The following is a 12,232-nucleotide window of genomic DNA, read 5'->3' on the forward strand; positions in this document are numbered from 1 at the left end:
TGTTCATGGACACCGGAACAGTATCAGTGCAGGTCCGGAACCCGACGGGTTATGTGTTTGGCGTCCTTCTTGACTTGGACTCGGTCCATCGTAGGATCGCTTCTGGTGGTAGCCAAGGCCCCGGAAGGATTCACCATGCCCGAGAACAACGATGCCAACGTCGCACCGGCGACGACCGAGGGCGGTTGCCCGGTCGCGCACGGACGCGCCCCGCACCCCACCCAGGGCGGGGGTAACCGCGGCTGGTGGCCGGAGCGGCTGAACCTGAAGGTCCTGGCGAAGAACCCCGACGTGGCGAACCCGCTCGGCGGGGACTTCGACTACGCCGCGGCGTTCCGCACCCTCGACCTGCCCGCCGTGAAGCGGGACATCGCCGAGGTGCTCACCACCTCGCAGGACTGGTGGCCGGCGGACTTCGGCAACTACGGCCCGTTCATCATCCGTATGGCCTGGCACAGCGCCGGCACCTACCGGATCAGCGACGGCCGCGGCGGCGCCGGGGCCGGGCAGCAGCGCTTCGCCCCGCTCAACAGCTGGCCGGACAACGGCAACCTGGACAAGGCCCGCCGCCTGCTGTGGCCGGTGAAGAAGAAGTACGGCCAGTCCCTGTCCTGGGCGGACCTGCTGATCCTCGCGGGCAACGTGGCCCTGGAGTCGATGGGCTTCGAGACCTTCGGCTACGGCGGCGGCCGCGAGGACGTCTGGGAGCCCGAGGACGACGTCTACTGGGGCCCCGAGAGCACCTGGCTCGGCGACTCGCGCTACACCGGCGACCGCGAGCTGGAGAACCCGCTCGGCGCCGTCCAGATGGGCCTGATCTACGTCAACCCCGAGGGCCCCAACGGCAACCCGGACCCGATCGCCGCGGCCCGCGACATCCGTGAGACGTTCCGCCGGATGGCGATGAACGACGAGGAGACCGTCGCGCTGATCGCCGGCGGCCACACCTTCGGCAAGACCCACGGCGCCGGCCCCGCGGAGAACGTCGGCGCCGAGCCCGAGGGCGCGTCGATGGCCGAGCAGGGCCTGGGCTGGAAGAACGCCTACGGCACCGGCAAGGGCGCCGACACCATCACCAGCGGCCTCGAGGGCATCTGGACCGACACCCCCACCCAGTGGGACAACAGCTTCTTCAGCATCCTCTTCGGCTACGAGTGGGAGCTGTTCAAGAGCCCGGCGGGCGCCCACCAGTGGCGGCCGAAGGACGGCGCGGGCGCCGGCACCGTGCCCGACGCGCACGACGCGTCGAAGACCCACGCGCCGACCATGCTCACCACCGACCTGTCGCTGCGCTTCGACCCCACCTACGAGGCGATCTCGCGGCGGTTCATGGAGAACCCGGCCGAGTTCGCGGACGCCTTCGCCCGCGCGTGGTTCAAGCTGACCCACCGCGACATGGGCCCGATCGTCCGCTACCTCGGCCCGGAGGTCCCCTCCGAGACGCTGATCTGGCAGGACCCGCTGCCCGCGGTCGGCCACCCGCTCGTCGACGACGCGGACGTCGCCTCCCTCAAGGAGCAGGTCCTCGCCTCCGGCCTGTCGGTGTCCCAGCTGGTCTCCACCGCCTGGGCCTCGGCCGCCTCGTTCCGCGGCAGCGACAAGCGCGGCGGCGCGAACGGCGCCCGGATCCGCCTGGAGCCGCAGAACGGCTGGGAGGTCAACGACCCGGACGAGCTGGCCGGCGTGCTGCGCACCCTGGAGGGCATCCAGGAGTCGTTCAACTCCGCCCAGTCCGGCGGCAAGCGGATCTCGCTCGCCGACCTGATCGTGCTCGCCGGCGCCGCCGGCGTCGAGAAGGCCGCCAAGGACGGCGGCGTGGACGTCACCGTCCCGTTCACCCCGGGCCGCGCCGACGCCACCGCCGACCAGACCGACGTCGAGTCGTTCGCCGCGCTGGAGCCGACCTCCGACGGCTTCCGCAACTACGTCGGCAAGGGCAACCGCCTGCCGGCCGAGTACCTGCTGCTGGACCGCGCCAACCTGCTGACGCTGAGCGCTCCCGAGACGACCGTCCTCGTCGGCGGCCTGCGGGTGCTGGGCGCCAACCAGGGCCAGTCCAAGCACGGCGTGCTCACCGCGACCCCGGGCGTGCTGACCAACGACTTCTTCGTCAACCTGCTCGACCTGGGCACCGCCTGGTCGTCGACGTCCGAGGACGAGAGCACCTTCGAGGGCCGCGACACCGCCACCGGCGAGGTCAAGTGGACCGGCACCCGTGCCGACCTGGTCTTCGGCTCGAACTCCGAGCTGCGCGCGCTCGCCGAGGTCTACGCGAGCGACGACGCCAAGGAGAAGTTCGTGCGCGACTTCGTCGCCGCGTGGGACAAGACGATGAACCTCGACCGGTTCGACCTCGTCTGACCGGGCCCGCGGCCGTCCCGGCGGCCTGACCCGTACGACCCCGGCGTCCCGGCCGGCCCCTGCGAGGAGGCGGCCGGGACGCCGTCGTCCGCGGGCGGCCGCACTCCCCGGGTGCCCGTTTCCCGTCCGGCGCTCCGGCCCCCACGGCCAGGCCCAGCCCGCGTCCGCGGCCCCGGCTCCCGTCAGCCCGGCAGTTCCAGGGGCAGGCCGAACCGGGGGAGCAGCCCGTTGTCGCCGAAGCGGGTGACGGCCGCGATCCGGCCTTCACCGGCAGCGCCCCCGGCGCCGTCCCCGGCGAGGGTGAGCACCACCAGGCCGTACGCCCGCGCGGCGCCGCCCCCGGGCTCGCGCAGGTACGCGCCGAACGCCGGACCGCCGTTGGCGCGCGCCGGAAGCAGCCGCAGCGCCCGCCCGCCCCACCACGGCAGGGCCCGGTAGAAGGCGGCGATGGCCGCGTGCCCCTGGTACTCCAGCGGCTCGGGCGGCATCGTCAGCCAGGCGTCGTCGGTCAGCAGCGCCACCAGCCCGTCCACGTCGGAGTTCTCCAGCACCTCCGCGAACCGGCCGGCCAGCGCCCGCTCCCGCGCGGAACGCGGCAGCGGCATCCGGTCCCGGTCGCGCCCCGGCAGCCGCTCCTCCAGCGTGGCCCGCGCCCGCTGCAGCGCGCTGTTCACCGCGACCCCGCTCGCGTCGAGCATCCCGGCGACCTCCGCCGCACGGAACCCCAGCACGTCGCGCAGCACCAGGACCGCGCGCTGCCGCGGCGGCAGCCGCTGCAGCCCGGCGACGAACGCCAGCGCCAGCGACTCCCGCGCCTCGTAGCGGGCCTCGGGCCCGGGCGCCGCGTCCGGCAGGCCGTCGAGCAGGGCGTCCGGGTACGGCTCGTACCAGGAAGGATCCGCACGCCGGGTGGGCTCCGGCACGTCGAACGGCGGGCGGGCCGGCAGCGACGGGCGCGGCCGGCGGCCCGCGTCCCGCAGCAGGTTCAGGCAGCGGTTGGTCGCGATCCGGTACAGCCAGGCGCGGACCGAGGCGCGGCTCTCGAACCCGCCCAGCCCGCGCCACGCCGCCAGCAGCGTCTCCTGGACCGTGTCCTCCGCGTCCTGCACCGAGCCGAGGATCCGGTAGCAGTGCAGCTGCAGCTCGCTCCGGTAGGGCTCGGCCAGCTCCCGGAACGCCTCCCCGTCCCCGGCCCTGGCCCGTTCCAGGGCCGGTCCGCCCGTGCGCACCGCACCCGCTGCGTGTCCCATCGATCCGACACCTCCCGCCTCTCCCTGTAAGGACACCGCCCGGACCCGAAAGTGGTCGGTGACTTCGCCGGGCCGCCCGTGTCTCAACCCACGACGGACACGGCCGCGAGCAGCACGGCGCGCGGCACGAGAGCGACAAGGAGACAGGTCGCCATGACGACCCTCACGGACAGCACGCTCCTCATCACCGGCGGGAACCGCGGCATCGGCCGGGGCCTCGTCGACGAGGCCCTGACCCGCGGGGCGGCGCGGGTCTACGTCGGCACCCGCCGCCCCCTGCCCCACCCCGACCCCCGCGTCACCCCGATCGTCCTGGACGTCACCGACCCGGCGCAGGTGCGGCGGGCCGCCGAGCAGGTCGCCTCCCTGGACATCCTGGTCAACAACGCGGGCGTCGCCCTGCCGGACGTCCTCGACGACCGGGGCGCCCTCGAACGCCACCTGGCCGTCAACCTGTTCGGCACCTACGACGTCACCCGGGCGTTCCTGCCGCACCTGCTGCTCTCGCGGGGCGCCCTCGTCAACAACCTGTCGGTGAACGGCTTCGCGCCGCTGCCGGTGCTGCCCGCCTACTCGGTGTCCAAGGCGGCCGCGTTCTCCCTGACGCAGTCGCTGCGGACGCTGCTGGCCGGGCGCGGCGTCCGCGTCCACGCCGTCATGACCGGCCCCGTGGACACCGACATGACCCGCGACCTGGACGTCCCCAAGGCCACGGTGGCGTCCGTCGCGCAGGCCGTCTTCGACGGCGTGGAGAAGGACGAGGAGGAGATCTTCCCCGACCCCCTGTCCGCGGAACTGGCCGACGGCTGGCGCGGCGGCATGGTCAAGACGCTGGCCCGCCGGCTCGCGGACATGCCGACGGCCGGCCCGGCCGAGGTCCGAACCGACAAGGAGGACCGATGATGGAGGCCGCGAACGGGGCTTTTGCTGCTGGTACTTCTGCCGGTACTTCTGCTGGTGCCGCTGACGGCGCTCCGGCTGCGGGTGCCTCGGCCTGCCCCGGGAACAGCACCCTCGCTGACGGTGCTTCGACCAGTTCCATGAACAGGCGCGTCGCCGAACGAACTTCGGTCGGTTCCAAAAACGAAACTGCAGCTGGCGGTACTTCGGCGAGGGGCGTTGACGGGGCTGCGGCAGCCGGCGCGAACGGCGCGATGGACAACGGCACTTCCGCGCTCGGCAGCGCCCTGGTCATCGGCGCCGCCGGGAGCATCGGACGGGCCACCGCCGAGGCGCTCGGCGCGGCAGGCGCCCGCGTGCTGGCCGCGGGCCGGGAACGCGACGCCACGGACGCGGCGCAGGTCGCCGCGCTGCTCGATGAGGCCGACCCCGACCTCGTGGTGGTCGCCGCGGGCACCCGCCCCCGGATGGCGCCGATCGGCGAGCAGGACTGGGCGTCGTTCGCGGCCGCCTGGAACGTCGACGTCAGGATTGCCTACGAGGTGGGCCGGGCGGCCCTCGCCCGGCCGCTGCGGCCCGGCGCCACCGTGGTGATCGTCTCCAGCGGCGCGGGGCTCGGCGGCTCGCCGCTGTCCGGCGGCTACGCGGGCGCCAAGCGCATGCAGATGTTCCTCGCGGGCTACCTCCAGGGCGCCGCAGACGCGCGCGGCCTGGGGATCCGGTTCGTGGCGCTGGTGCCGCGCCAGTTGGTGGCCGGAACCCCGATCGGCGAGGCGGCGGCCTCCGCGTACGGCGCCGCGGCCGGCCAGTCGGCGGGGGAGTACCTGGCCGAGCACTACCCGGTGCCGCTGGATCCGGCGGGCGTGGCCCGCGCCGTCGTCGCCCTCGCCACCGCCACCCCGCACGGTGACGACCCCGCCCCCACCGTCCTGACCGCCGGCCCCGAGGGCCTCCGCCCCCTCTGACCCACCCACCGGCCCGCGGGCAACGACACTTCCCCGTCCCACCCGCGGGCCCCACGGGCTGCCCTTCCCGAACGACAACAGCCTTCGCACCACCTTGACCACGGACCCCTCATCGGCCCGCCCCGCGTCCCCGGCCGCCCGGCGCGCCGCGCCGCTCGCGGAGAGGGCCACCGCGGGGAAACTCGCCCGGGAACGGGTTCTGGTAGCTTCTCCCCGCGTATCGGGGGTGGGCCGTGTCGAGCAAGTCACCCGGGTCACCGGACCGGCGGGACGACGCGGCGGTGCTCGGCCTGCTCGGGCTGGACGCGGAGCAGGACGCCGTCTACCGGCTGCTCGTCGACCGGCCGGACAGCACGTCGGCCGCCCTGGCCGTGCCCGGGACCGACGCCGCCGCGGTCGCCCGCATCCTGCTGATCCTGGTCGACCGCGGGCTGGCGGGCAGCGAGCGGCATCCGGACGGGCCGCGCTACCGGGCCACCCCGCCCGTCCTCGCGCTCGGACCGCTGCTGGAGGCCCGGCGGTCGGTGCTGCGCCGCGCCGAGCACCTCGTCACGGAACTGGCCGAACGCCACCACGCCTCGCAGTCCAAGCTGGCCGGCGCGCCCATCGAGGTCCTCACCGGCGCCGCGGCGATCCGGCGCAGGATCCTGGCGATGCAGCAGGGCGCCCGCCACCAGGTCCGCGCGCTGGTCCCCGCGATGGCCGCGCCCGCCGCCATCTCCCTCAAGGACAACTTCGAGGAGGCCGAACGGGATTCGATGCTGCGGGGCGTGCGGATCCGCTCGGTCCTGGAGCGGGCCTGGCTGGAACGGCCCGTGTTCGGGCCGCACGTGGCCGATCTGGCGGCCGAGGGCCAGGAGATCTCGGTGGTCGAGTCCCTGCCGCTCAAGCTCGTCATCGCCGACGACGACACCGCCCTGCTGCCGCTCGACCCGGAACGGGACGAGGCCGGCGAGCCGGTGGCGCTGGTCGTGCACCGCAGCGGGCTGCTGACCGCGCTGATCTCGCTGTTCGAGCAGCACTTCGCCCAGGGCTGGCCGCTGAGCGGGGGCGCCGCGGGGGCGGCGGACGACGAGCCGGCGGCCGGCGGGACCGACGGGCTCCCGGACGCCGTCGACCGGCAGATCCTCGCACTGCTGCACATCGGCCTCACCGACGCGGCGATCGCCCGCCAACTCGGCATGGGCCGCCGCACCGTCCAGCGCCGCCTGCACGCCCTCATGACCGCGTCCGGCGCGGTCACCCGCTTCCAACTGGGCGTCCACGCCCACGCCTCCGGCTGGCTCACCCCCTGACCGGCGTCCCCCCGGGGGGAAGGCACCGGGGACGGATCCTCCGCGGACCCGGTTCCCCCATGGCGGCTATGTGCCACGGCGACTTTGTGCCTTGACCAACTCCTGTCCATTCCGTTGCCCATGACGAACCATCAACCGCGACAACCGCTCGGGACCCACCGGTCCCGCTGACGTGTGCGATGGGGAGACATCTGTGAGAACGCAACGGATCCGGCGGCTGCTGGCCGCCGGCGTGGTCGTGGTCGCCACCGGCGCCCTGCTGCCGACCGCGCAGTCGTGGGCGGCGAGCGAGCCGGAACCGGCCGCCGCCACCGGCGCCCAGCCCGTGCCCGTGGCCCCCGCCATGACCCAGGGCCTGGACTCCGCGGCCCGCCCGGGAACCCCGGCGCAGGCCGCCCGCGCCCACCTGAAGGACCACCGGGACACCTACCGGATCCCCGTCTCCGACCTGAAGACCCTGCAGACCACCAGGGACGGCGACCAGACCTCGGTCCGCTTCCAGCAGGAGCACCACGGCGTCCCGGTGTTCGGCGCCCAGTACGCCGTGCAGACCCGGGCCGCCGCCGGCGGCCAGCAGGTGACCTCGGCGACCGGCACCCTCTACACCGACCTCACCGTCAGCACCACCCCGACCGTCTCCGCGAGCACAGCGCAGCAGCGGATGCGCACCCTCGACCGCTCGGTGCAGCACGTGCGGGGCGCCAGGACGCAGGCGCACGGCCTGGTCGTCCTGCCCGACGCCCACGGCGGCACCCTCGCCTGGCACTTCACCGTCACCGGCGCCCGTACCGACGGCAGCCCGGTCCGGCAGGAGGTGTACGTCGACGCGCGCATCGGCGGCATCGCCCTGTCGTACAACAACATCGACGCCGCCGACGCCGCGCCCGCGGCCGGGACGGGCGTGCGGATGGACGGCAGCGAGGTGCCGCTGAACGCCAACCAGGAGGCGGACGGCTCGTACACGCTCGTCGACTCCACCCGCGCCATGTACGCCGGGACCGGCGGCCAGATCCGCACGTACGACGCCCAGCGCAAGAGCTACACGCTGGTGGCCGGCGGCCCGGTCAGCGCCGACATCCCGCTGGTCGCCTCGCCCACCACCCGCTTCGACGGCACCGCCACCACCTCCGGCGCGGTCGACGCGCACGTCAACGCCGGCAAGGTCTACGAGTTCTACAAGAACGAGATGGGCCGCGACGGCATCGACGGCAAGGGCGGCACCGTCTACTCCGTCGTCAACGTCTCCAGCGGCGGCAAGGACTACGCCAACGCCTTCTGGGACGGCGACAAGATGGTCTACGGGCACATGAACGGCGTGCCGCTGTCCGTCGGCCTGGACGTCGTCGGCCACGAGATGACGCACGGCGTCACCGAGCACTCCGCGGGACTCGTCTACCTCAACCAGCCGGGCGCCCTCAACGAGGCGATCTCCGACTACTTCGGCAACGCCATGGAGGTCGAGGACAAGGGCATCGCGATGAGCGACCCCACCTCCGGCCTGATCGGCGAGTACCTGTGCAACGGCGCCAAGCCGCTGGACGAGTGCGCGCTGCGCGACCTCAACGACCACCGCGACGCCCGGACCGACTACGACCCGATCACCCTGGACTTCGACAACGGCGGGGTGCACGCCAACTCCACCATCGTCGGCGGCGCCCTGTGGGACGTGCGCAAGGCCGTCGACCCGGTCGTCGCCGACCGCATCGTCTACCGGGCCGCGCAGAACTACCTGACGCCGCTGTCCGGCTTCACCGACATGCGCCACGCGGTGACGCTCGCCGCCCGCTCCCTGAACGTCTCCGCCGCCGACCTCGCCGCCATCGACGCGGCCTTCGACGCGCACGGCATCACCGACGGCTGGGAGCAGCAGGCCGGCACCCACGACGGCACCACCCTCGGCGCCCACGTGCTGCCCGCCTACGAGGTCTACGGCGGCGTCGACGAGCAGGCCGCGCAGATCAACGGCGACGTGTACGCCATCCCGCACGGCGACGCGATCGCCTGGAACTCCGGCTCCGCCGCGTTCGGCATCACCGTCGGCCGGTTCGGCAACGGCGGCCGCTCCACGCACGAACTCGCCCAGGACGACGCCTACCTGATCGACCCGTCGATGGACGGCGACCGCATCGTCTTCACCCGGATCTCGGCGGACGGCATCGGTGTCTACGGCTCGGGCGACAAGGGCCAGGGCGCCGTCAAGAAGATCGTCGACGACCCGAACGCCGACGAGACCGAGCCGGTCACCGACCACGGCGCCCTCGCCTGGATCCGCACCACCGCCGACGGCGAGCAGGACGTCATGCTCCGCAAGGCCGACGGCACCGTCGTCGACCTGACGCCCGAACCCGGCACCCACGCCGCCCGGTTGGCGATGAAGGACGGCCACCTGGCCTGGGTCGGCGGCGCCGACCAGACCTACATGACGCTCTACGACGTCGCCACCGGCACCACCCAGAGCAAGCGCATCACCGGCTTCCTCTTCAACTACGTCGGCGACATCCAGTTCGCCGCGGGCCGCGTCTTCTGGCGGGAGAACAGCAGCCTGTTCGGCAGCACCACGTTCCGCTCCGCCCCGCTGGACGACCTCACCCAGGCCGCCCAGGTCAAGCTGCCGACCAGCACCTACTACGGCCAGTTCTCCGTCACCGACGGGTACTTCGCCTACTCCACCTACGACGTGTGGGCCGGTCTCGGCGCGTGGAACGGCCCGCAGAAGGTGAAGGTGCAGGCCGCCCCGACCGCCGACGTGCTCGCCGGCACCGCCACCTGGCAGCGCGCCTCCTGCTCCTCCGGCGCCCAGATCGCCCCCTCCCTCGGCGACGGCCAGCGCGTGGCCTGGCTCGACACCACCTCCGCCGACACCGACGTCGTCACCCGCGCCACCTTCGCCGGCACCTGCTCCTGAGCCGTGCTCCCACCCTCGGCCCGCCCCCGCGGACACCGTCCGCGGGGGCGGGCCCGCTCACGCCGCCACCATGGCCCGGATGTCGGCGGCGATCCCGTCCAGCCGCCCGGGGTCGCCGATCGAGGCGAACCAGTCCCACAACTCCATTGCGTGGTACAGGCGGTACAGGGCGATGCGGTCGTGGGTGCTCCGCGGGCTCGGCGCAGCGCACCTCGACGACGGTCCTCGACCGGCCCCCGGTCCGCACGAGGACCTCCTCCACCACGGCGCCGGGCCGGACCCGCCGCACGATCTCCTGCGCCGCCCGCCGGCCGGGCGGGTTCTGCACGTCATCGGGCACGCCCGCACCGTAGGCCCGCGGACACGCCGGAGCGAGGGAATATCGTCAGGGAATATCGTGAGCGCATGATCACCCACATCGCTCCCGAGGGAGTCGCGCCGGCCGCCGGCTACAGCCATGTCGTGCTGGGCGAGGGGCGGCTGGTGGCCGTCTCCGGCCAGATCGCGCTGGACGAGAACGGGGACGTCGTGGGGGAGGGCGACCCCGCGGCGCAGGCCCGGCAGGTCTTCGAGAACCTCCGCCGCTGCCTGGACGCGGCCGGCGCCACCTTCGCCGACGTCGTCAAACTCACCTTCTTCGTCACCGACGTGGCCTTCCTGCCCGCCGTCCGCGAGGCCCGGGACGCGCACGTCGAAACCGCCAACCCGCCGGCCAGCACCGCCGTCCAGGTGGCCGCCCTGTTCCGGCCCGAACTCCTCCTGGAGGTCGAGGCGCTGGCGGTCCTCCCGTCCTGAGACCGCCGCGGGCCGGGGGAGCGGCGCTCGTCACGACAGCCGGTTCTGGTGGTTCCGCGGCAGCCAGGTCCGGACGGCCGGCCGAGGAAGGTTCGCGGAGGTGCCCGACGCCACGCACGTACCGTCGCGGAGTGCCTAGCCGGCCTCGCCGACCCTTGCCTCTCCAGTCCCGTCCTCGCCGACCCCGGCCTCGCCCACCCCGGCCTCTCCGGTCCCGGCCTCGCGTTTGCCGTGGAGCGGCAGCTGGAGACCGCGGTGCTTCCGCCGGCCGCCCGCCGCCAGGCGGTCGACGGCCTCGCACACCGGCCGCACGCCGTCCTCCGCCCGGATCCGCTCGGCGACCGCCGCGGCCCGCAGGGCGTACCCGGGGTCGCCGACCGCCTGGTGGACGGCCGCGGCCAGGTTGGCCGGCGTCAGGGCGCGCAGCGGCACCGGCCGCGGCGCGACGCCGAGCGCGGTGAGCCGCCGGGCCCAGAAGGCGGCGTCGAACTGCACCGGCACCGGGACCGCGGGCACCCCGGCCCGCAGCCCGGCGCCGGTGGTGCCGGCGCCCGCGTGGTGCACCACCGCCGCCATGTGCGGGAACAGCAGGTCGTGCGGCACGTCGCCGACCACCAGCATGTCGTCGCCGTCGGCCGCCAGCCCGCTCCAGCCCTGCTGGATCACCCCGCGCACCCCGGCCGCGCGCAGCCCCCGCACCACCGTCGCGCTCAGCTTCTCCGGGTCCGGGACCGTCGCGCTGCCCAGCCCCACGAACACCGGCGCCGGCCCCGCGGCCAGGAACTCCTCGACCGCGGCGGGCAGCCCGGCCCCGGCCGCGGTGTGCGGCCACCAGTAGCCGGTCACCGTCAGACCCGGGCGCCAGTCCGCCGGCCGCCGCACGATCTGGGGGCTGAACCCGTGGAAGACCGGCCAGTCCGCCTGCTCGAAGGCCCGCCGGGTGGCGCGCACGCTGCGGGGGCCCAGACCGAACCGGGTCCGCAGGTCGCGGCACGCGTCGGGGAAGATCATGTCAAGCGACGCGTTCACCGCCCCCGCGCTCCACCGGTTCGCGGGACCGCCCCACGAGCCGGTGCCGAGCATCGGCGACACGAACTCCCCGGTGGCGGCCAGCGGTTGCAGGTAGACGCCCATGCTCGGCACGCCCAGGCCCTCGCCGATCACCTGGCCGAGCGGCGCCACCGCGCCGTTGAGCAGCAGCAGTTCGCTGTCGCCGGCCGCGGTCACCAGCGCCTCGGCCAGCTCGCCCACCAGCGACCGGGCGATCCCCAGCAGCCGCACCAGCTTCCCGGCCGGGCTCCACGACCGGTGCAGCCCCAGTCCGGCCTGCGAGGCCAGTTCGGCCTGCGGATCCACCGGAACCGCGCGGTAGCCGAGGCCGGCCGCCGTGACCAGCCCCGCGAACCGCTCGTGCGTCACGATCGTCACCTCGTGCCCGGCCGCGGCCAGCCGGTGCCCGAGCCCGGTGTACGGCGCGACGTCACCGCGCGAACCCGCCGTCATGATTGCCACACGCATGGTGATCAGTGTGCCCCGCGGGCCCCGCCCCGGTGGGTCGGGCGGCGGGAACACGACGCCCGGTCCCACTCTTCCGCCGCAGTCATCCGGCTTTCGGTAAGGGTCTCTTCGTATGTGCCGTCCGTCACATTTTGTGGCACGGGAAACGTGGTTGCATCACTCCGATAACATGTTCGGCTTACGGCGATACCCTCATCGCCGTCCCTTCACCGGGAATTCACCCGGGTTCGGGGGGTGCCTGAC

The 12,232-nt window shown here is 73.9% G+C and carries 8 protein-coding genes; 6 read left to right on the forward strand and 2 right to left on the reverse strand.

What is annotated here, in order from left to right:
* Window positions 1–135: 135 nt before the first annotated feature.
* Complete coding sequence (gene katG, locus ACH4TG_RS10720) at window positions 136–2,361, forward strand: catalase/peroxidase HPI (RefSeq protein ID WP_398241832.1); 2,226 nt, start codon at window positions 136–138, stop codon at window positions 2,359–2,361.
* Between the two features lie 182 nt (window positions 2,362–2,543).
* Here the strand turns inward: katG and ACH4TG_RS10725 are convergent, their stop codons facing one another.
* Window positions 2,544–3,611 carry a sigma-70 family RNA polymerase sigma factor gene (locus ACH4TG_RS10725; RefSeq protein ID WP_398241833.1) on the reverse strand — a complete coding sequence of 356 codons (1,068 nt, stop codon included), beginning with the start codon at window positions 3,609–3,611 and terminating at the stop codon, window positions 2,544–2,546.
* A gap of 153 nt (window positions 3,612–3,764) precedes the next feature.
* Here ACH4TG_RS10725 and ACH4TG_RS10730 point away from each other — a divergent pair, with 153 nt between their 5' ends.
* The 5 genes from ACH4TG_RS10730 to ACH4TG_RS10750 all read left to right on the forward strand — a co-directional run bounded on the left by ACH4TG_RS10730 (window position 3,765) and on the right by ACH4TG_RS10750 (window position 10,471).
* Window positions 3,765–4,514 carry an SDR family NAD(P)-dependent oxidoreductase gene (locus tag ACH4TG_RS10730; RefSeq protein WP_398241834.1) on the forward strand — a complete coding sequence of 250 codons (750 nt, stop codon included), beginning with the start codon at window positions 3,765–3,767 and terminating at the stop codon, window positions 4,512–4,514.
* Window positions 4,515–4,765: 251 nt separating this feature from the next.
* The gene (locus ACH4TG_RS10735) at window positions 4,766–5,476 is read left to right on the forward strand and encodes an SDR family oxidoreductase (protein ID WP_398241835.1); all 711 of its coding nucleotides are present in this window, start codon (window positions 4,766–4,768) and stop codon (window positions 5,474–5,476) included.
* A 233-nt stretch (window positions 5,477–5,709) separates the two neighbouring features.
* A complete protein-coding gene (locus tag ACH4TG_RS10740; RefSeq protein ID WP_398241836.1) occupies window positions 5,710–6,771 on the forward strand; it encodes a helix-turn-helix domain-containing protein in 1,062 nt (353 codons plus the stop codon).
* A 193-nt stretch (window positions 6,772–6,964) separates the two neighbouring features.
* The gene (locus ACH4TG_RS10745) at window positions 6,965–9,676 is read left to right on the forward strand and encodes a M4 family metallopeptidase (protein ID WP_398241837.1); all 2,712 of its coding nucleotides are present in this window, start codon (window positions 6,965–6,967) and stop codon (window positions 9,674–9,676) included.
* Between the two features lie 405 nt (window positions 9,677–10,081).
* Window positions 10,082–10,471, forward strand: coding sequence for a RidA family protein (locus tag ACH4TG_RS10750; RefSeq protein WP_398241838.1), 390 nt, complete (start codon window positions 10,082–10,084; stop codon window positions 10,469–10,471).
* 135 nt (window positions 10,472–10,606) lie between these two features.
* On the opposite strand, the gene ACH4TG_RS10755 is transcribed toward ACH4TG_RS10750, so the two are convergent.
* Window positions 10,607–11,989, reverse strand: a complete 1,383-nt coding sequence (locus ACH4TG_RS10755) for a glycosyltransferase (protein WP_398241839.1) — start codon at window positions 11,987–11,989, stop codon at window positions 10,607–10,609.
* Between the last annotated feature and the right edge of the window lie 243 nt (window positions 11,990–12,232).

This window comes from Streptomyces sp. NPDC020917 (assembly GCF_044333795.1).
Taxonomy (GTDB): Bacteria; Actinomycetota; Actinomycetes; order Streptomycetales; family Streptomycetaceae; genus Actinacidiphila.

Coding starts and splice junctions, on each gene's coding strand:
- katG (WP_398241832.1), top strand. CDS start 136: ATGCCCGAGAACAACGATGCCAACGTCGCACCGGCGACGACCGAGGGC.
- ACH4TG_RS10725 (WP_398241833.1), bottom strand. CDS start 3,611: ATGGGACACGCAGCGGGTGCGGTGCGCACGGGCGGACCGGCCCTGGAA.
- ACH4TG_RS10730 (WP_398241834.1), top strand. CDS start 3,765: ATGACGACCCTCACGGACAGCACGCTCCTCATCACCGGCGGGAACCGC.
- ACH4TG_RS10735 (WP_398241835.1), top strand. CDS start 4,766: ATGGACAACGGCACTTCCGCGCTCGGCAGCGCCCTGGTCATCGGCGCC.
- ACH4TG_RS10750 (WP_398241838.1), top strand. CDS start 10,082: ATGATCACCCACATCGCTCCCGAGGGAGTCGCGCCGGCCGCCGGCTAC.
- ACH4TG_RS10755 (WP_398241839.1), bottom strand. CDS start 11,989: ATGCGTGTGGCAATCATGACGGCGGGTTCGCGCGGTGACGTCGCGCCG.